The organism is Motilimonas sp. E26, assembly GCF_021278025.1.
GTDB lineage: Bacteria > Pseudomonadota > Gammaproteobacteria > Enterobacterales > CBDFNC01 > Motilimonas.
The window spans coordinates 311,634-332,789 of the sequence record NZ_JAIBHJ010000001.1 but is presented as its reverse complement, the minus strand read 5'-3'; the positions used below and the strand labels follow the sequence as shown (position 1 = coordinate 332,789).

General features: G+C 41.9%; 16 protein-coding genes and 2 pseudogenes. 7 read left to right on the top strand and 11 right to left on the bottom strand.

Annotated features, from left to right (window positions below):
- Positions 1-397 precede the first annotated feature (397 nt).
- The 7 genes from K1M91_RS01375 to K1M91_RS01345 form a co-directional block, all read right to left on the bottom strand.
- Positions 398-3,604, bottom strand: a complete 3,207-nt coding sequence (locus tag K1M91_RS01375; RefSeq protein WP_232799754.1) for a hypothetical protein — start codon at positions 3,602-3,604, stop codon at positions 398-400.
- Entirely contained in the window at positions 3,601-5,364 is a 1,764-nt protein-coding gene (locus K1M91_RS01370) for a hypothetical protein (RefSeq protein WP_232799753.1), read from the bottom strand. The genes K1M91_RS01375 and K1M91_RS01370 overlap by 4 nt, the downstream gene beginning before the upstream one ends.
- A gap of 12 nt (positions 5,365-5,376) precedes the next feature.
- Entirely contained in the window at positions 5,377-6,633 is a 1,257-nt protein-coding gene (locus K1M91_RS01365) for a restriction endonuclease subunit S (RefSeq protein ID WP_232799752.1), read from the bottom strand.
- Entirely contained in the window at positions 6,623-8,260 is a 1,638-nt protein-coding gene (locus K1M91_RS01360; protein WP_232799751.1) for a class I SAM-dependent DNA methyltransferase, read from the bottom strand. Before K1M91_RS01360 ends, K1M91_RS01365 begins: the two co-directional genes overlap by 11 nt.
- 33 nt (positions 8,261-8,293) lie before the next feature.
- A complete protein-coding gene (locus K1M91_RS01355; protein WP_232799750.1) occupies positions 8,294-11,407 on the bottom strand; it encodes a type I restriction endonuclease in 3,114 nt (1,037 codons plus the stop codon).
- 14 nt (positions 11,408-11,421) lie between these two features.
- Complete coding sequence (locus K1M91_RS01350; RefSeq protein WP_232799766.1) at positions 11,422-11,622, bottom strand: helix-turn-helix transcriptional regulator; 201 nt, start codon at positions 11,620-11,622, stop codon at positions 11,422-11,424.
- Between the two features lie 195 nt (positions 11,623-11,817).
- Positions 11,818-12,144, bottom strand: coding sequence for a helix-turn-helix transcriptional regulator (locus K1M91_RS01345; protein WP_232799749.1), 327 nt, complete (start codon positions 12,142-12,144; stop codon positions 11,818-11,820).
- Between the two features lie 103 nt (positions 12,145-12,247).
- On the opposite strand from K1M91_RS01345, the gene K1M91_RS01340 reads away from it, so the two are divergent.
- The 3 genes and pseudogenes from K1M91_RS01340 (at position 12,248) to K1M91_RS01325 (ending at position 14,498) form a co-directional block, all read left to right on the top strand.
- Entirely contained in the window at positions 12,248-12,769 is a 522-nt protein-coding gene (locus K1M91_RS01340) for a hypothetical protein (protein WP_232799748.1), read from the top strand.
- A 176-nt stretch (positions 12,770-12,945) separates the two neighbouring features.
- Positions 12,946-13,926, top strand: a pseudogene (locus K1M91_RS21510) (reverse transcriptase domain-containing protein).
- 167 nt (positions 13,927-14,093) lie between these two features.
- Positions 14,094-14,498: a hypothetical protein gene (locus K1M91_RS01325; RefSeq protein ID WP_232799747.1), complete on the top strand. Its 405-nt coding sequence runs from the start codon at positions 14,094-14,096 to the stop codon at positions 14,496-14,498.
- Between the two features lie 74 nt (positions 14,499-14,572).
- Here K1M91_RS01325 and K1M91_RS01320 read toward each other — a convergent pair.
- A pseudogene (locus tag K1M91_RS01320) lies at positions 14,573-14,865 on the bottom strand (group II intron maturase-specific domain-containing protein); the annotation flags it as partial.
- 415 nt (positions 14,866-15,280) lie between these two features.
- Here K1M91_RS01320 and K1M91_RS01315 point away from each other — a divergent pair.
- Both K1M91_RS01315 and murQ read left to right on the top strand, forming a co-directional pair.
- Positions 15,281-15,631, top strand: a complete 351-nt coding sequence (locus K1M91_RS01315) for a DUF2956 domain-containing protein (RefSeq protein ID WP_232799746.1) — start codon at positions 15,281-15,283, stop codon at positions 15,629-15,631.
- Positions 15,632-15,658: 27 nt separating this feature from the next.
- Positions 15,659-16,552 carry an N-acetylmuramic acid 6-phosphate etherase gene (gene murQ, locus K1M91_RS01310; protein WP_232799745.1) on the top strand — a complete coding sequence of 298 codons (894 nt, stop codon included), beginning with the start codon at positions 15,659-15,661 and terminating at the stop codon, positions 16,550-16,552.
- 3 nt (positions 16,553-16,555) lie between these two features.
- On the opposite strand, the gene K1M91_RS01305 is transcribed toward murQ, so the two are convergent.
- On the bottom strand, positions 16,556-16,816 hold the full coding sequence (locus tag K1M91_RS01305; RefSeq protein ID WP_232799744.1) for a DUF5062 family protein: 261 nt from the start codon (positions 16,814-16,816) through the stop codon (positions 16,556-16,558).
- Between the two features lie 1,118 nt (positions 16,817-17,934).
- Here K1M91_RS01305 and K1M91_RS01300 point away from each other — a divergent pair.
- Positions 17,935-18,645 (top strand): Fic family protein, encoded by a 711-nt coding sequence (locus K1M91_RS01300; RefSeq protein WP_232799743.1) that lies wholly within the window; start codon positions 17,935-17,937, stop codon positions 18,643-18,645.
- A gap of 698 nt (positions 18,646-19,343) precedes the next feature.
- Here the strand turns inward: K1M91_RS01300 and K1M91_RS01295 are convergent.
- Positions 19,344-19,784: a hypothetical protein gene (locus K1M91_RS01295; protein ID WP_232799742.1), complete on the bottom strand. Its 441-nt coding sequence runs from the start codon at positions 19,782-19,784 to the stop codon at positions 19,344-19,346.
- Positions 19,785-20,178: 394 nt separating this feature from the next.
- Positions 20,179-20,310, bottom strand: coding sequence for a hypothetical protein (locus K1M91_RS21305; RefSeq protein ID WP_282561054.1), 132 nt, complete (start codon positions 20,308-20,310; stop codon positions 20,179-20,181).
- A 347-nt stretch (positions 20,311-20,657) separates the two neighbouring features.
- Here K1M91_RS21305 and K1M91_RS01290 point away from each other — a divergent pair, with 347 nt between their 5' ends.
- Entirely contained in the window at positions 20,658-21,047 is a 390-nt protein-coding gene (locus tag K1M91_RS01290) for a hypothetical protein (RefSeq protein WP_232799741.1), read from the top strand.
- Positions 21,048-21,156 lie beyond the last annotated feature (109 nt).

Here is a 21,156-nt window from a genome sequence, read left to right as displayed (position 1 = left end):
GGCTATCGCCACAAAAGGCTGAAGCAGAATACTTCAAAACTTATAACGAGGTGGCCAGTTTTAGTTGACCACTACATATCGACTTGTGCCCTATCAGCATTTGGCTGGTAAGTGGTACCACTGAATTTATAAAAAGAAGCCTTTCAGCTGCCATTCCGCAGCAAATTCCAAATTTAAAATAGTGTGATCGCACGATCATTTATGCGCAATTTTGCCAACACCCTATTGACCGCGATTCCATATTTTGATCTATTACTGCTATTTAACCGACATTCCATAGCCAATTTATCAATAAAATGATTCATACAGCTGGCCAAGTCGCTGCACATTATCTCCCGTCCCTGTATCAAACTCAAAAACAGGCTAGGCCTAACTAGTAACCTGGGTTGTTTTATTGTTAACTTGGTGGTAGCTTTTTTCTGTTTGCCTGCAATTTAAAGCCTTCAGGAAGTGGCTTAAACTTATCCCCACTTTCTGGCCAGCGTTTAGCTCTGCTTTGAAAAGATCGAAGTGCAGCAATGTCTATCGTAGCAGCTACCACGAAATCATTATCACCGCCTCTTAAACGGGCAATATCACGCAGAAAAGCCTCCTTTGCTGGCGAGCGAACTCGGCTGTCACCATATTTTCGATTATTAACTAAAATAGTATAAGCATGAACATCTAGAGCTGCAGATTCGATGAGTGAAGCGAAGGTATCAAGATCTCTATTCCAACTAAGAACCATTAATGCATCAACGGCTCCTTGGAAGCGAACACGGGCTTTGCTGTTCTGTAATTCTGAACAAACCATTACACCGAAGTTAAAGCCGTTATGAATATATACGGGTTTTGGTGACACCCCTAATGAGTCCCATTGCTTGCCAAACTTACTAGTAAGCTCTTTGTCCTCACCAACTGCAGGCACTAGTTTAGGTTGTCGAATTTTTACAAAGGTAGGGTAACCTAGTCGGTTATCTGCCAATACCATTGAGGCTTCACTGTGGATCTTATTAGCCCCAGTGTGTAGGTACTCTGTTCCAGCTATTAAACTTATTCCCGCGTTACTTAATCTAGCAGCAATACTGTTAAACCACCTTAGTGGGATTGATAGTTCAGGAAATAGTACATAATCAGGTTTTGGTTTTAACTTCAGAACATCGTTAACCAATTTCGATATCTTTTGATAACGTTTCCTACTTAAATTGGGTTTGTTACAAGCTGTCGCTGCCCAGTCACTATCTTCAGTGCGAAGATTAGTCAGAGCCACGATCACCTTATCTTTGTTGTCTGTACCAACTCTTACAAATTTTCTTCTGCGTGTTGAAGGCTTTTCTTCAGCATCTTGCCCAGCAGCAAGTAAAGTTGGCTTTATCCATACACCACGTAATGCTTGCGTGTATTTTGCCCATGTAACAGAGGGGCTATAAATTGGAGGTTTTCCGGATGCAGAGGGTAAACCGACACACTCAGGGGCCAGTTCAGATATTTCTTGCGGTGACAACGGTCTGGTTGGGAAAAGGTACGGAAGGAAACTTTCTTTTTTCTTTTGGTCTTTTGTAACATGAACCAATCTGGTCTCTCGAGTAGAGTTTATAAAAAGCTTGAATGTGCGCTCATCAATAAGTCCTGATTGCTCAAGTAACATCAGGATTGCCATTTCCTTTTTAACGTTTCGCTTTCTGACCAATTCTATAGCTTGTTTATTCTTAATTATGTATTTGTAGGCTTCTTTTGCAAGATCTGCCGATGCGACTAATGGCGCTTTTTTCTCAAACTCTGCCACATCAAATCTTAGCTTTAAAAGCGCCTCAAAATCCTTGAGTGTTGCGACTATTTGTTTTAAAAATAGTCCCTCTAGGCGCTTTTTCCTACTCGAACGTTCACCGAGAGATAGTGTACTCGGATCGTGGTAGCGTGTGGCTGCGTCAATAAATAACCAGGTTAACGTACCCTTGATATAGCCCCAAAGATCTTTTGATACCTCGGCCTTAGACCCATTAATTAGAACTCTTTGTCCTCTGTTGACTTCTTTGGCGAGTGTATCTATTGCTTGATAGGACTTCACGGCAATTTTCTCAGCTTGCTCCCACTCATTCATACTGATCGCAAACCCGAGCAATCTAGGTAAGTAATTAAAATGAGCAAACAGATTATCTGCCCGTAAAATATGGTTATGGGCGAACTGGTAGAAATCCTCGCGTTGTTCCTTCCATTGGTTAGGCGGTAAATCCCGTGCGAGAGTTTCTACATGGCGAAGCTGCAGTGACCAACCTAAGCGTCGAATCGTCAGCCCATCTGCTCTTCGCAGAGTATCAGCATTTTCACCTACGCTACCAGCCGCTGAGAGCACTTTAGCTGCAGTTGAATGCTCTAATTGGTCGGGCGAAGGCATGAGACGATGCTCACTAGATAATTCGTATATATCCTTTTCGATGCTATCCAACAGGTCTAAGCCAGCACGACCTTGCAATATAAATAACTTTTGCTTGTCTGATTGAAGCGATATTTTGGAGCGACCTTGTACGTCATCGCCTTGGTTAATCTTCCATAACTTATTGTTTTTACTACCATGTGTAATGCATTTTTTACCCATTCTCCCTTGCAAGAAAAACATAAAGTCTTGGCTATTTGATATTTGCCCCGTATCACGCAATACGAGGAACATATCATCTACATAACGACCGTAGTGAATAGGTGAGAGCTTTTCAATAACAAGTCGGTCCCACTTGTGCAATAAAGCATTTGAAATTACTCTGCTACATGTCAGACCAATGACCAACCCGCCACTTATTTTTGCTTCTTGACCACCTACAGATTTACCAAATTTGGTGGCGCCGTCAGCCCACTCATTAAGAAATAGTGATAGTTGTTCTGTGAATAATTGTTCTTCATCAGAAAACTTTAAATCCAGTGCTTCAATTAGTTCTGAAGAAGAGATTATTAGCGGATCAATAAAGTGGTAGTAGCTTTTCAAATCAAGAGAGACCGCAATAATATCACGGTCTTTTTCCAGCTCATCCCTTATTGTTTTTAAGCCATCGTTACGCCATTTTTGATAGGGTTGAAAATACGGTACAAAAGAGCCAACAGAACTGATATGGAAAGGCTTTTCATTATCATCAGCGAAAAGCTCATCATTACGAATTCGTTTGAGTCTGCCACCATAGCAGCTATCGTCGAGTTTGGCGTCGAATTTGTGACCAATCATATTGATCCACAATGCAGAAATGATGTGGGTATTGATGGGAAAATCACCAACAATTCTGAACTCGGGCACTACATTGTAATATTTAAAAAGGCCCTCAACCGCTCTATCAGGTTTAGAAAAATGAACGTGACCATTATCACTAGCTCCTGATTTTCTTTTAGAGGATAGCTTCTTAGGAAGTAAACGAAAATCCCCAATGAGACCGTCATTTCTAGCAAAGCCAGCATCATTTTGTAATTGTTTTAACAGGGCATCTAGGTTGGCAAGTAAATCTTGCTCGTACTCTGCGAATTTAATGGCTGTTGGGAAGGTATTTTCGAAGAAACAGTCAGCCTTAGCCTTCCGGTATGCCACGAGCAGATCTTCTATTGTAAGAGAGTCCCATCCTGTAAACTCTGCTTGATAACTCATCATGGGTTCCTTTGATTTTCAACTGCCGATGCTACATGTGCAATTAACTGCCTAATTGTAGGATGACTCAGTTTGGATACTAGAGGGGATACATAGTCACGCCCCTGGTTCCAATGTAAATTGGTGTTGTAGATTATGCCAAGTAAGAAATAGCTTTCAGGAATATCAACTCCAGCGCCAGAGGCCACGTCTAGTTTTTTGGAGGTTCCGTGTTCCGAAATAAACTTTTCTTGCCAATCAGTGTCTGTTAAAAGGCAATAAATTTGGTGCTCAATAATAATCCGTACGGCGAAGCAAACTGCGACAGCATCATAGTTTTTGCTGGTCAGATACCTGTTAAGCTCTTTATTGACATAATCTTTGAATGAAACAGAACTTTTCCATTGATTGGGCAGAAAATTGGGCCATTCATCTGTTATTTCATGGACATCTGGATGAAAATGAAACCAGTGTTTATCGAGGACATCTCTAATCGGTCGCACCATATCTTCATACTGATCAGAATCTCTGAACTCTACTAATCTCAAAATATCTTTAGACTTGCCTACAGGTTTTGATAGTAGGTAATTAATCTGTATCTTATGTTTGTTAAAGCAGAAATCAAAGAATACGCCAGGGTCTAAGTGTGTGAGTATCAGTGGATAAATTACTTGGTTACGAGCTTTGTATTCTTCAATAATTGAAGTGACATAGTATTGGAAAGCTACTAGGTTTGCGTCATCCAGATAGTCGAACACCTCATCTATAATCAGAATTAGTGGTTTTTTGCTACCCTCGTACAAGGTTTTATGGAGCTGAACCACAAGCGTGATGATGTCTCGCTGTCCGTTCGATAATTGGTGGGCTTTGGGGTAGTTGATAACCAGCTCTTTCTTTTTTTTGGTTTCTTCAACTTTAGCCCATTGCCAGGTCGAGCTTTTGAAATTGGCCAGCAAGTCTTGATAATGTGCTTTGACCGTAACGTAATATAGCCAGTCTGTTGCAGCGGAAAATGTTTTAGGATCGGCTGCATGTAAGCAGGCAATCTGGTAAGCCGTGAAAAATCCTTCAATCTCAGAATCAACAGTACCAAACTGGATTAATCGTTCAGAGATGCTATTTAAAATAGTCACTGCTCTAAGCTCTTGAATACAGTTATCCAATACCCATTGGGATATGAAGGCTGCACTTCCATTCTGATGGTTCACCTTGTCGATTATGGCTTGAACTGCTGTCTGAATGCGAACCTGAGTGAATTTTGATAAATCGACGCCCTGAATCGCATCCAAAAGTCTTGAGTCTTTTAATAGATCAGAGATGTTGGTCAGAATCTTTCCGTTTTGACCAAATTGGGCTTTAGCGTCAGCAGGTCTATATGAAAAGTCAGATCTAGCTGGGATTTTGCAGATGGTTATGGGCTTTATTTCAATAGTGGAGGATACTGCCCCTTTGAAATGCTTTTTCGCTTTTGGGGTTAGGCCGCTATTGACAACTAGCACATCAAACTGTTGTCTAATCTCGTTTTTGGTTTTGTCTGCGGTTAACTTCTGTCCGTTAACCGTGACGCTCAGCTCAGGTGCCAGCTTATCGTTCTCTTTATGATAATCCTTTTCCGCGAGATCGATTCGCTTGGTATTCATCGACGAGAATGCTGTGGCGACCGAGCTCTTGCCAAAGCCATTGGGCGCAACTAAAAGATTGGGTTTGCAGGCTTTTAATTGCACGTTAAAGCATTCATGCGAAATGCCTTTGATGTTCCTTATCTCGATTTGGCTTATAGTCATCGCCCAATTTCCTTATTTTACTGTTACTTGGCCGTTCATTAACATGGGGAGAAGCCAGTCACGGAGTTGAACAAGCTCGTGGCTCTGAAGCGCAAGATTCAAGATCTTTTCAAATATGGGGTCTGCGACTTTGTAGTAGTCAGTCAAAACTTTATCGCAAGGTATAACAATTGGACTGTCTTTAATAACGCCCTTGTTAATATGGGGCTGCTGAGCCCCAGTCCGTAACCCCATTAATCTTGGAACTTCACTGCAAAAATAAGGGTATATAAAAGAGCTTTTTAGCCTCTTGCATTCTCTAATTCCCACCACAGATTGGTTTGTTGCAGCATCAATGCCCAGTATCGAAGGTCGAATATAACGAACAATCGAAATGACGACTGTACCTTTAGGCAACAGCATGGCAGCTGAGTTCTCAATGCCAGCTTGAGAAATCTTTTGCTCCGATGTAATAATCGGAAATGAAGCTGTTTCAGCTGAACTCAGCCACGGAATATCTGCATTTTGCCAATATTCATCCACGGATGTTGATGGGGTTCCACCCAATTCAGTTTTTGATATTTTGCCAACTGTGGCTGCTTCCCACCCCTCAGGTATTTCCCGCTTTAGGGTTGGGTTGTAGACCATTTTGCCGCCGGAGGTTTTGTAGGGTTTGCCTTGGCCTTGTGGTGAGTCGTCGGGGAAGTCGAACTGTACAAACCAATAGTCGTACAGGGTTTTGGCCATAGCTTCCAGCTCGGCGTTGATGCGGTTGTTGAGTTCGATTTTTTTGTCAATCTCGCTTAATAGCTTCGCGACTTTTTTCTGCTCCTCGATAGGAGGTATGCGTATTGGAAAGCTTGGAAGCTCGTTCAACGCGATACGATCTACAGTGGCGCCAGTTATAGTATTTGCTTTGATCGTTTGTTGGAAAGCAGGTGATAGATATGCGTAAAGTACGTATTCCGGCGTAACTTTTTCTCTATTGAGCCGAAGTAAGCCCATCCGTCTTCCTAAACAGGCTCTGATGCCAGAAGGCATAAGGGCTGCCTCACCAAGACGAGTTTCATAAGAAAAAAGAAGATCACCTTCTTTAGGAGTGACTCTTTTTGTCCACTTTTTAAAATCAGCTTCGCTTAAGAACGCCGATTTGTTTAAGTCTAACCGGCCTTTCTCTAAGCTCGATATGCTTAGAAAGTATGGTCCTTTTTCCAACTTCTTTGGAGTAGCATGCGGTCCATCATAAACATCGGCGATACCGCCAATCGTTGTAATATAGTTAGGCTTCATACTTCAACCCCGCCAACTGCTTTTTAATCTCGGTTTCCAAATCACGAGACTGAGAGAACAAGCTATCTAGGTTGCTAGTAAAGCCCTGCATTTTTTCAGCGAACTGTTCTGGGGTGATATCCACATATTCGATTTTGACATCAAAGTACTGGCCTGCACTTAATGAGTAGTTTTTGGCTTCGATTTCGCTATAACTCACCGCAACAGAAAAATCTTCAAGTCCTTCTTTAGCGTTAAACACATCAATAATTTGTTGTTCTTCATCGGCGGTTAATACGGTTTTTTGGTTTTTACCGTCTTTGACTTTTTCGCCCAGGTTAGAGGCATCCACCAGTACTACATCGCCATCGTTGCTGGCGTCGATAAACAAAATAGAGACGTTAGTGCCTGTGGTGGCGAAGATATTGGATGGCATGGAAACCACGCCCGCCAGCATTTTATTTTTCACCAAATGCTCACGGATTTTTTTGTCGATACCTGATTGCGCGGTAATAAAGCCAGTGGGCACCACAACAGCCGCTTTACCATTAGGCTTTAGCGAAGCGATGATATGTTGTAAAAACAGCGAGTAAATGGCCATTTTGTCTTTAGCTTTAGCGGGTGCTTTTGGAATACCGGCAAAAAAGCGACCTTTGTTTTCTTTGCTGTCCAGCTCATCCCTGAAGTCGCTAAAATCCAGCTTAAATGGCGGGTTGGAGACGATGTAATCAAAGCGTTTTAACTCTTTGCCATCCTTATGGTAGGGATGGAGCACGGTATTACCTTGGATCACATTCGGAATTGAGTGCACCAGATTATTTAAGATCAAGTTTAAACGCAGCAGGTTGGAGGATTTTTGCGAAATATCTTGGGTGTAAATACTACAGCGGTTTTCACCTATGGCGTGAGCCACGTTCATTAATAACGTGCCCGAACCTGCTGATGGGTCGTAACAGGCGACGTTGCGGACGGTGCCACGTTGCTCTTTAGGTACTAAAATTTCGGCCATAATGCGTGCTACTGCATGAGGGGTAAAGTACTCGGCGTATTTGCCGCCTGAATTGCTGTTGTAGTCTTTGATTAGGTATTCGAAGATGGTGGCGTAGAAGTCGAATTTTTGCGTAAAGATACGCTCAAAGCTGAACTCCACCAGTTTGTTGATAATGGCGCGGCAGAAGGCATCGCGTTTTGACTCGTCGGCAATGTATTGGCTGATGCGGTCGAACAGAACCACTTTTGCGCCGCCGTCGGTTTTAACCGCGAACACATCGTTATTGCTAATGGCAATGTCGATAAGGGTGTCGTCAAACAGCTTGGCAAAATCCGGCGCGTTTTGTTGGCTAAATAGATAGCTGATAAAGTGCTGCGGTTTAAGCCTCGCAGTGTCAGGGCTCATTTGCAACTGCAACATGACGAGGTCATCTTCGCTCATGGCTGTGAGGGCATCGTCCCACTTGTCGGCTTTAGCAATTCTTTCATCAACTTTTTTTGCTTCAAAGGCGAATTTGTCGTTTAAGAACTTGTACAAAAAGGTTTGGGTAATAATTTTAAATTCGTTACCGTCGTTACCTAAACCATAGGTAGCACAGATACTTTTTAAACTATCGATTAAGGTTCTGGTTTTTTGCTGAAATTCTAATTCAACCATTTGGTATTTACTTCCTAATCAGTTTTACCCGCATTACCACGCTTGGCTGCCGGTATTAAATTCTTTTAAATACTCCGCGACGACGAGGTGGTTAATGTAACGCGAAGCGTCGGCGTTGAGTTTAATTTGCTGCTCTTTCATAAAGCGGCCAATCACCAGCGGCATCATTTGCCGTTCAAAGTAGCTTTCGTTATCGAGCACTTGGCTGTTATTGAGCACTTGCTCGTCGGCATCTTGTTTCACACCTGCCAAGGCTGCAAAAATTTTACGCTCTGACTCGCTGATGTCGCTTTGGCTTTGCTGGCGCTCTTGCAAGCGTTTGTGAATACGGGTGTATTTGGCATCGCCTAGGTACTTTTGCCGCAGTTGGTTGTTTTGGCGGTTCAGCTCTTTGACGCGGTCGTGAATTTTATTCAGCGCGTCAATATTAGCATTCATTTCGTCTTGAGTGACTTCACTAAGGTTTTTCTTCTTAAACAGGCGCTCTAGCTCTTCTTTTAAGCTAAGAAACTGTGGGTCTTGCTGGTCAAAATTACTGGCCAGTGCTTCACGGGTTTGGCGCAGGGTGTTTTTAAGCTTGTCGGCCAGTACCAGCTCTTCTTCGCCGATTTTTACAAACTTGAAGATCACCTCTTCTAAAGCGCGGTTGAGCAGGTTTGTGGTGTCTTGGCCATTTTCTAAATCGTTTTTAAGGTTGAGCAAATCCAGATGATTGCTGGTTTCACGATACAGCACATTGAGCTTGGCAAAATCCAACTCATCGAGAAAGTCATACTCGCCTTGCAAGCGGATCAAGTTATACAAACTGCGGGCATCGGCTAAGGCTTTTTTGAGTGCCAGTACGGTATCGCGGTCTTGTATTTGGCTGATCTGGTTGCAGAACTCTTCCATGTTGTCGGTATCAAAACGGAACAGTACGTCTTTGATATGCTCGATTTCTTGTTTGATCTCTTCCTGAGATTTAAACAGCTGTGAGTAGTGCTCCATCTCATCGCCCAGTTCCGACTGTAATTCGTCGAAATAGGCTTTGTTGGTGGCATCAAACTCTTTTCTAATATCGGCAAAATCGACCACATAACCATAGCGGAAGTCTTTGTATGTGCGATTCACTCGGGTGAGGGCTTGTAGCAGGTTATGTTTGCGGATCACCCGACCAAGATAGAGTTTTTTCAGGCGCTTGGCATCAAAGCCAGTCAGTAGCATGTTGTATACAAACAGAAAGTCGATTTTGCCAGCTTTGAAATCTTCTACCCAGTCTTTACGCTCTTCTTTAGTGCCTATATCGTGCAGGATCAGGGCAGCGTTTTTTACCTTTTGGGCTTGTTTGGCAGACTCTGCGTAACTGGTTGGCGCAGGCTCAGCGACTTCGAGTATCTGGCTATTTGAATTGGAAGTTTGCGGCAGAATAGGTGCATCGGCATAAACGCTATTGAAAATTTCAAACATCTGTTTTGCTTGGTCTGAACTGTCACAGATCACCATTCCGCCGATGCTGACATCGTTTAATGCGCCACGGCTTTTTTCAAAGTCGTTTACTATATAGCTAAGCATGGGTTCAACAAAGCTTGGGTGGGCGTATATCAGCTTACGATCAACATCGCCCATTTTTACTTCGGCTTCTTCAAGGGCTTTTTGCAGTTCAATTTTGTATTGGGTACTGATAGCCTCACGAATTAAGCGCAAAGTGTAACCGTCGGCAATGGATGCGTTGTAGTAGTACTTGTGAATGTAGTCACCAAACAAGGCGCGTGAGTTGTAGTCATCCCCCAATAGCGGGGTGCCGGTTAAGCCGATTTTTATCGCGTTGGTGTCTGATTGGCTTAAGTTGGCTAAAAAACTGCCTTTGGGGTTATAGCTCCGGTGTACTTCGTCTAAAAAGTACACGCGCTGAATTGCAATATTGTAATCTTTGGTACTGACAACATCAGGGTCGTCTTTAAACTTTTGAATATTAACAAGTGTAATTTCAGGCTTGCCAGAATGGTTATGGATCACCTGTGTGGCTTTAATATCACGGCTAAAAGCATCACGGGAGTTAATTGTATGCACCGTTAAACCACGAGCGGTAAATTCACGCTGTGCTTGTTGCAGTAGGTCTAGGCGGTCGACAATAAAGTAAAACTTTGGGATGACTTGTTGCTTTTGAAAGTAGTCGGTTAAAAAGCGCACGTTGTAAAACGTCAGTGCGGTTTTACCACTTCCTTGCGTATGCCAGATAATGCCTTTTTTAACGCCTTCGCTGAGTTTGCGTTCAATGGCTTTGGTAGCAAACAGCTGCGGATAACGCATAATATGCTTTTGTAGCACATCTGACTCAGACACATAGGTCAGTGCATAGCGCAAGATAAAGGCTAAGCGTTCACGGCTTAGTAAAGACGTACAAATGCGGTTGGTTGGTCGCTCTGGCTGCTTGTTGGTTTGAAATTCTGGGTTACTGCGGATCACTTCCAGATTGTTGTCTTTTAGGACTTTCAGCTCGTCATCATCTGATACCGGCTTCAACAAAGCGGTTAAGTTTAAGATTTCTTCTTCGCGGAAATAATTAAATACCGGCTTATAGTAAGAACTACTGGCATAGAAAGCCCCTTGTACGGGTTCTGGGTCGCCGTCGTCGTACTCCATGTTATTGGAGAAAATCATAAACTGGGTGATGTTGGCAAAGCGCTTGAACTTAGGGTTTTGAAAGCGTTTGTTGATTCGGTCACGCTCGGCCAGAATACCTTCGCGGTTATTGGGCTTTTTCACCTCAATAAACACCAATGGCATCCCATTGATTAGTAGCGTGATATCTGGACGGAATTCTTCATCGCCATTCTGGCACGTTAGCTCGGTAACAACATGGAAGGTATTGTTATTGAAGTTTTCAAAGTCGATCAGCTTGGTATTTGAACGTTCAGATAGGCGCTCAAAAAATGCTTTGCCTAAGTCTTCGTTATCGAGAAGTAGTTTTACATCTTCTAGTAAACGACCGACTTCGGCTTCTTCAATACCAGGGTTAACTTTGCCGATAGCCGTTTTGAATAGGTCAGGGAAGATATTGGTGTTGAGATCCCAACTTTGTCCTTTGAGTGACAGATACTGATAACCTAAACGCATCAGATGCAGAATTGCAGGGATTTTTACTCGAGAGTCTTCGTTAAATTTCATGAGATTCCTTATTATTATGATTTCAACTCGAGTAGATCGCCTATTTGGCAATCAAATAACAGGCAGATTTTTTCAAGAGCCTCTAAGTCAACTTTCTGCGCGGTCTCTTTGTAAAGCAAGGTCACTGTGGCACGGCTGACCCCCGTTTCTCTAGCTACATCAGCTATACGCATTTTATGCTCACCCATCATTCGAGCGAGATGACAACGAATCATAGTCATGTCTCTAAACACTAAGCTTTGGAAATAAATCCAAACATATCACAGCTTTAAGGTTGGTGCCGTATTTTGTGAGCTTAAATTGAATTATTCGAGTTTGTATAGCAGAAATCAGGAAATGGTCTTCGGAGCGAGACTAATAAGGGCAAACCTTAGAAGAGACTTTGAAATACCAAACTCTTCAGCTTAACACTAGTTTTCTACTTCAGGTTTAGCTCGAGAAGTTAATAAATTGAGTAGCTCTAGTTTATTTTGCTCGGGAAGTTTATCAATCAAACAAACTAGCTCAGCTGTGATATCATCTTCACAGAAAAAATAGTGAAGTGGAACATCAAGCTCTTCTGCCATCCGTTTTAATACACTGATATCTGGTGTATGCCGCCCCTTCTCATAATGGTTCATGCGACCACTCGCAGAGCCTTGATCCATGCCGATGCGCATCCCCAACTCTTTTTGAGTAAAGCCTGCTTTTTGGCGAGCATCTTTAAGACGTTTAGGAATAGGGCTATCTTGTGGCAATGGGCATTCATCATTAGTAAACCTAGAATAACTTAGATTGTCTAAGTTTTACTGAATCTTGTATACTTAGCAATCCTAAGTTTAATAAGTGAGTACTCATCTAATGTCTAATGTTGTGTCATTACATGAATTTTTTTATAACTTATTGATTGTAAAAAGAGTGAACAATTTCACTATCACAGAGCTTCGAGATGCATTACTGGATTCTACGAGTAACGCGTTTAGCCCCAAAGAAGCACGTCTTTACGTTTATCGCAGAGTTTTATTCCTAGAGTCTAAAGAGCTACTCGTAAAGACCAAATCAAGCCACAGCAAGGAAGTCAGGTATATCACTTCTGCTCAGTTTGAAAATGTGCTCTTTAAGTCCAAGAAAACACTGAAACAGGTACCAGAAAAAAAATCACTTGAGCCTGAATCTTTCTTTACCTCACTGCAAAAAGAGAAAAAAGCTCACGAGGACCATTTATTGATGATCGAAGGTGAACTGGAGACATTTGCTAGTTTAATCAAGCGCTATCCCGACCAAAAAAATAGCGTGAAGCCATTTTTTAATCAGGCAGAACAAGAGCATAGAAGATTGTACAGCCATGTCAGAGCCATTTCGAAAATATTAAAACAACAGTAATAATGAAACACTGTGGAAGAGACAATAAAGTCTGATCAATCTCTAGCAAGCTTTTGGACAGAAATGAGTTAACACCTGCCGCATAATATTATTAGTCGCGCTTTCGAGCCAATGACATCAAACGTGTCTTTATTCCCAAAAGCAATGGCAAACAGAGACCGCTGGGCTTACCCACGGTGGGCGATAAGTTGGTGCAACAAAGCGTAAGCCAGATATTACAAAGTATCTGGGAAGCGGACTTTTTGCCCAATAGCTATGGCTACCGACCGAGTAAAAGCGCGCACCAGGCGGTGCACAGTTTAGCGTTGAATCTTCAGTTTAAAGGATATTGGTACATTGTGGAGGCCGATATCAAAGGCTTCTTCAACAACCTTGACCACGACTGGCTGATGAAAATGCTCAAGCAACGCATTGATGACAACGCCATGCTGAGTTTAATCAGCCAATGGCTTAAAGCCCGCATAAAATCACCCTAAGGGGGTTTTGAACACCCGAAAATCGGTACGCCGAAAGGGGGCATCATTAGCCCAGTACTGGCGAACATCTACCTGCATTACGCACTCTACTTATGGTTTGAAAAGAAAGTAAAACCACGAATGCGTGGCCGCGCGATACTCATCCGGTACCCCGATGATTTTGTGTGCGCGTTTCAATACGCCAACGATGCGGAGCGATTTTATGAGGTGTTGCCAAAACGACTCAAGAAATTCAACCTAGAAGTGGCAGAAGAGAAAACCTCACTGCTACGTTTTAGTCGATTTCACCCGAGTCGAAAACGGCAATTTGTGTTTCTCGGCTTTGCCTTTTATTGGGTAAAAGATGCGAAGGGTCAGCCCCGACTCAGGCGGCGAACAGGCGCTGAAAAGCATCGCGCTAGCATGAGCGAGTTTTACCAATATATCAAAGCCAAGCGGTCAAACAAGCTCAACACTTGGATGCCACAATTGAAACGCAAACTGATGGGATACCGAAATTACTTTGGCTTGCCAAACAACAGCCACAGCCTAGATAAACTGCACAGTTATGTGCTGCACAGTTTGTATAAATGGCTGAATAGGCGAAGCTATAACTGGATTAATTTCAATAAGATGCTAATGTATTGTGCCATTGAGCGACCGAGAGTGAGTAAGCGATTTATTCACGTAGATTGGTATTAGGGGCGTGTTGATTTACACGCGTGAATATATAACTGAAGAGCCCAAAAGCTCGATGCGGTAATTCCGCACGTCCGGATCTGTGTGGGGTCGGCCCAGTAATGGGTCGCTCTACCACGATGATTTTATTGGAGGCAACGGTGATAAGTTATCTTAGGTTTAGGTTCGAGTTGTACAATTTAGAGAAGGCATCCCAAAAGTTACATCAGGATTTTAAAGCGACTGGAGAAAGTTACCAAGGGCAAAATGACAATGGTCATTTGTCATTTCTGGGACAAGATCTCCAAGAACTAGATAGATGGATTGAATATCGAAAATCTGATTTTTATCGAGGTGAAGCTAACAAGTACCTTATCCCGATGCCCGAAAAATCTGAGCAGGGAATGTATACAAGCTTTGATTTTGGTGATGAAAATGGAGCTGTTACCTACCTTACATCAAAAGGTATTTATTCATTGCGCAAGCTAGTTAGAGAAGAAAAAAAGTCTAAAAGAGAAGCAATCGGCTTCTACTTTACAATATTCACAGGTCTCATTGGTTCAATAATCGGTCTTGTTTCAGTATTGTCGAAATAAATCTAATCGGGTAGCCTGAGGTATCTAACCTCTAGCCCCCACACCACCCATCATGCGGGTCCGCAATGGGTGGTTCATCTTCCGTAATGAATAGTAATCCAAATGTCCTTCAGTGATATCAGACCTTGAGCAGCAAGGAACTCATTGCTTATATGTACCTATGTTTATTCCTTTGGTTTTCGAGCTTCTGCAGGGCCCTTTGCTGGTGATACCACAAGCAATGGCGAGACGTTCACTGCCCCCCAGTTTGATGAAACTTCTCACTTTGGTGCGCGGTTTTCGCCATTGTCGCCAGTAGCACATTCAGTCTGCGCCGGATCCAATGATCAAGGTCAACACAGCCTTGATCGCTGTTGGCGATTCCAAATAGTTGATCGGTAATCCTCCCATTTATAACCGTATCTTTTAGTTGGATAATCCTTCATTGATTGCTACTTCTGTTCAGGTTCATTAACATTACATTGTAACGCTATATGTATTTTCGCAGGTTTAGTCGTAACATCAGTTGGCTGCTAATTATTAACTCTCTTCGTTTTCACATCATGTAGTATGGAGTATGAGTAGAAGAGTTGTTTGAAGAAGCCGATGTTGGTTCCATTCATGTAAGAATGACTCGAAATATGATTTGATTTAAAGGGGAAAGTAACCTGAATAATTACCTTAACCAATTGCCCTTGATTTGAGTTTTTGTAAAGAATTATGCTCAATATTTTGCATTGGTAAAGGACTGTTACATTTTTTTACTTTTTCTATTCATTTTGTAAAATAAAAAGTTAAAAGTAATGAGTTTAATCATTATAAATCAAGAGGTTGTTGTGTTTTTGTTTTCGCCTAGTATAGTTTTCCCGTATTTAAAACATGAAGAACAGACCAAACTGATTGCACAAGGCATTCAAAAGGGCATTGAAGAATATAAGAAGCGCAATAAAGAAAAAGCCCGTGAATTAGATAAGCAAAAGCGTAAGCTACAACAAGCTAAATCAACCCTTGAGCAAGAGCAGACTAACCCAACCATAAGTAATGAAACATTGCCGACACAACCAACAACGGCAAAACAAAGCGTATTACCTTGGCTGTTATTAGCGATCAGTTGGCTCGGCTTTGCGGGTTACTTTTTTCTACTTCACCCTTAATATTCTGCAAAGGCGATGGCCCAATCCATGCAAATAAAATTGAATCATCTTGTTACTGAAAGTCGTAACCCTGCCAGTGAGCACATTGATACCTTAAGCACATTAGACATGCTAAAAGTGATTAACGCGCAAGACCAAAAGGTGCCTCTTGCTGTTGAGGCTGCTTTACCCGCTATTAGTCATAGTGTGGATGTGATCGCCGCCGCGCTGCAACAAGGAGGACGGTTGATCTACGTTGGCGCTGGTACCTCAGGACGATTAGGCATTTTAGATGCCAGTGAATGTCCGCCAACCTTTGGCAGTGATCCAAGCCAAGTGGTGGGTTTAATTGCGGGTGGCCATCAAGCCATTTTAGCGGCAGTGGAAAACGCAGAAGATAATCGCGAGCAGGGCGGAATCGATTTACAACAGATTAATTTTAGTGACCAAGACGTGCTGGTGGGCATTGCGGCAAGTGGCCGTACCCCTTATGTGCTGGGCGCGATGGATTATGCTAAAGCGCAAGGCGCAACAGTGATCAGCGTGGCCTGTAATCCAGACTGCCCCATGGCACAATTGGCTGACATTGAAATATGCGCAGTGGTTGGTCCAGAGGTGGTAACTGGCTCATCAAGAATGAAAGCAGGTACAGCGCAAAAGCTGATTTTGAATATGCTCACCACCGGCGCAATGATCCGCATTGGCAAGGTTTATGGCAACTTAATGGTGGATGTAGAAGCAACCAATGCCAAATTGGTTGAACGGCAAAAAAACATTGTGATGGCAGCAACGGACTGTAGCAGAGAGCAGGCGAGTGATGCCTTGTTACAATGTGGCGGCCATTGTAAAACCGCCATTGTGATGCTGTTAGCTCAGTTGTCAGCCACAGATGCGAAAACGTTATTGGCTGAAAATAAAGGCTTTATTCGCCCTTGTTTGTAACGTTTATTTGAGCAGTTCGTGATCAGCGGGTAGCATCTTGCTGATCCAAATAATCAACTTGTGCTTAAGCTGTTGGCTGTCTTCTTTATCGGCAGGCAACGGCGTAATTTGTTTATCTTGTACCAGCAAACGATAAACCACCTCCACTTTATCTTTTTGCGTGACATATTTATCTAACTGACCGTAACCGCGCTGGGCTGCGTATTTAAGGCCAATTTCCAGTGCTTTTTTCAGCAATTGTGCTTCGTTCTTTACTTTTTTCATACTTGATCCTGCATCGCTAACTATCTGTTCAAAAGCATTATTTCACCGTTAGTACGGCAAGACATCTGAGTTCACTATAACTAAATTAATGAACGAGCCCAATGGAAAAAACAACTTGTAGCAGATTGTTGTTGGTTTTAGTGTGCGATTACAGCAAATTTTGGCGCGAGTATCATTCATACCTGACACTCGTGAGATAGGGTTGTGCCAGCCGACCGGAATCGGTGTCTTATCATCGAGCAAACTCAGTGGCCCATCAGCAAGTAGGGCTAACTTTGCTTTAATAGACTTGATAAATGGAGGTTTAGCTATGACCTACCGCCTGCTTTTTGTGCTGTTTATTTATGCAGGTGTAATGGAGTTTGGCTGATTTTGCCAAGTTTTGGCGCGGTAAATAAATTGTAAAAGTCTCGCTTTGTTCACACCTTATATCTAAAGCTTTGATATATAATCACATAATGAATCAGCCAAATCCTTTACGGGGGCCAAATTTGGTCTCGGTAAATACTAGGCTCGCTTTGTTTACCCCTGTGTTGCTTGTTACGGTTAACAAAAGAGCATTTAACTGGCTGAATATTATTAATTTATTTTATGCGGAATGACGATTTTCGCGCGGTAGCGTACGGGATCTATACGGAATTCCGTATAAAACGCTGTTATGTTTTCGGCGGAATCATGAATCTATCTAGGTTTTTAGGTTTGCTAAGTGTTCTGCTAATTGCAGGTTGCTCATCTACGCCAGAATTCTTCGCTATCGAAGGGTACGCAGATTGCAAATTTATACAGATTGTCGAAGTTACCTCTTAAAATGAAACTGGAATCAATGAAAAATTTCAGAAAGCCGTCGAGGCTGTTGGTGGTAATATGGCTATATATGATACAGGCCATGTAGAAATTGAAATGTGGCACGGGCCAAATGGCACCGCGGGTACAAATTTAACCTACTTCGGTCGGGCCTTAAAGTGTCAATAAACATAACAATCACAGGCACTGCGACCAAATACTCTCCACTTCGCTTTTGTGCGGGAAAATACTCGCACAAAAACAAAGTTCCGGTATTTGGCGCGTGCTGTAAGCGTTATGTTTACCTCTAATTTAGGTGTTAAATCAAGGATGTTATGGAACCTCTTCAAATAAAAATTTTATTAGCAATATTATCTATTGCTGCAATTCCATTTTTTCGGCACCTTTATTTAAAATATATTGAAAATAGGCCTTCTGTATTTTTTGAAGAATTCGATAAAACCTTTAGTAATTTAAACGAACAACTAGATATTGCTAATATTTTGCAGAAAGGAGGTAAATTATCATCTAAACGTATTCGTCATGCACATGAGGTAATGTTTAGAAATAGTGGTTTTCAGTCTGGTGTATATAGAGACTCTGATGTAGTTATCATTATGCCGCAGAACAAAATTTCTAATCCTGAATTAGAAATTGGTACTGTAATGAGTGATAGCAGTCAAATCGGCTCTGAAGTGAAAGAGTCAAAAACTCTATATAAAAAAGAAATAGATTTAGCCTTAGAAAAAAATATCAAAATGTGGAATAAATGGGTTAAATCAAGTAGTAAGCTAAATGAAAAATCGAAAGTCGAATTAGCATCAAGATTTCATACATATCTAATGATTATTCATCCTTTTATAGATGGTAATGGAAGGCTAGGTAGAAGGCTACTTGGAGAGCAGTTATCCTATTTGTTTGAAAAACATATTGAGTTTAATCCTGCTTCAAAGGATTATTACGAATCAATTAATAAAGCATCTAGTGGCGATGAAACATCGCTAAAACAGTTAATTACCAAAACACTATCCGATAGCAGTAAGTAAACATAACAGATAAGAATAGGTGTCGCGAAGCCGACACCCTATATTCAAGTGTTGGACAAGCCCGGAGCCTCGATGAGCTCGATTTCCTGCCTTATTAAGTAAATTGCTGCATTGAGCTTTAACCGCGCTTAGCCTGAGTACCTTTCTCAAGACGAGCGGGAGGGATGTAAGGGGCGATCATAATGTAAACGCTTGCCTTATCAGTTTGTTACGGCTTGCCTGTGTGTTGTTTCTTTATTTGTATTCCTCTTGTTGTCGCCCTTAGCGTGGTGAAGGCCATTATCCTTATTGCGTCCTTGCGGGGTTGATTATCTCGGTCGCAGGATACCAGGAAATTTAACTGGACACCCTCTTAAATACTGACCAACTTCCCTCACAAAATGAAACTAAAGGACTGTCAAAAAAGCCCCTTCAGTTTATGACAAGCGATGCGAGCAAGCACCTAAGCGTTCAACATAAGCGAACTATTATAATGATTTGTATTAACGTGAAAAATGTACTCAAAAAACACTCATCAAGTACAAATTAGCAACGGTTAAACCCTACAGTTTGTATTAGATCTCGCCCTGTGCGCTCGCCCTAGGGATAAGTGCGGGTTTGATTTAGTTGGTCAAAATGTGAGCATTCATGCGTTACTCTAGGGGGCGATCAGACTTAAACTTAACGAATGCCACACTTCGGAGTTGAATTTGGGACTATTAGATCAGAAAACTAAACAATCCTCCACAATATAATACTGTATTACATACTATTAATTGATTTAGCAGGAAACCTGATAAAGAAAACACCAGACTTATCATGAATAATACTACAGGCTTATTTTTTTTACCTTTTATATAAAATCCAGCCAAAATAATACCTAGCCCTAAACCGAACAGAGAAAATAAATGACCCAAGCCCATTAATCCCTCAATGTTTTTCCCTGCCTTGTAATAAAATATATATGGGACATAACTTAATAATATTGTCAGACCAATACCGCTTAGGTAAAATGCTTTAGGTTTAAATGGCAGAGATAGCAAATATGCAACAACAGGTACAAACAAGTAATACACTATACTTAAATGTAAAAAATCACCAACAACAGCAACAATTAGTATGCTAATTATATAAAAAATTATATAGAAAATTTTATCCATAATTCAGACCGTTTTATTTTTGGTTAAATAAATAATGACAATTATTTAAAATCTAGGGTTTCTATCTATGATACATATTTTGCAATGTTCGAAACTTAATAATGATGAGAAGTAAGAGTTACCTTGTTGAGTAACTGGTAACTCTCAGGCTTAAGCCTGACATATCATTATCAGAAAGGATTTAACTGGACACCCTCTTAAATACTGACTGACTTCCCTTACAAAATGAACCTAAAGGGCTGTCAAAAAAGCGCTTCAGTTTATGACAAGCGATGCGAGCAAGCACCTAAGCGTTCAACATAAGCGAACAAATGTATATTATCTGAAATATCGGCGCACCAAAACCTACTCATTCAAAGCATTTGATATCAATCGATAAATTAATGAATATGGTTTAGCCGTAACCACTCAGTTGGTGGCAAGCAACTTGACCGCGAGACCAACAATGGCCCGCTAACTCACTGTGATGAGTCAATGCCTCCCAGCTACCTGCTGCGCAGCCAAAGCTGCGACTAAAATCTTTCACCACATGTAACAAGTTTAGGTGGCTATGTTAATCTGTTTTATCTTACCCCTGAATGGCGAGGTTTAGGAATAGGGCAAAAGATACATGATTTTGTGATGGCTGAATTAGCTAAACAAGGCTGTGTCCAAGCGCAGCTGAGGTATATCCCCGGTAATACACTGGCTGAGCTGTTCTACGCTCGTAATCACTGGAAAAACTGCGGCTAGCCCGGTGAGCGAGGCCAACTGGCAGTTAGGCAAATAAGATAATTGACAGTTGAGTTTGGTGAGGCTATGAGTTGGGTGTTTCGGCTATGGATTGGGTGGCTTGCCATTGTGATGCTAATCTAAGTTAACCAAGGAGTTAAGATGGAATTCATGCTGGTTGTTATATTTGCCATCATAATGATTGTTCTAGTTTGCGGGAATGATTCTTTGCCAAAACAGTATCGTCGGCGTGTCTGTACGGGGCGTCGTTGGCAGCGGGCCTTTCCTTATGCGACTAAGCAAGACATCCGACGCTTTTTAAGTGATTTCACCTTGGCATTTGCTTTTGTTGAGCGAGATAGGCTGCAGTTTGCACCAACAGATAAAATTCTTGATATTTATCGAGCGCTTTATCCCCATCAATGGATGCCTGATTCGCTAGAGATAGAAACCTTGGCTGAAGACATAGATGCTAAGTATCAGATAAAGCTAATGGACATATGGCACGATGATCTGACTTTAGGGGCGTTTTATCATGCAACGCACATTTGACCAGCTTATCCAGAAAAGGGGGCGGGGTGTGAATTTGCTCAAGAGTGGTGGGAGCCCCCTTATTTCTAAATTATTCGATGGGCGATGTGGCCATGGCCAGGCAGAAAGG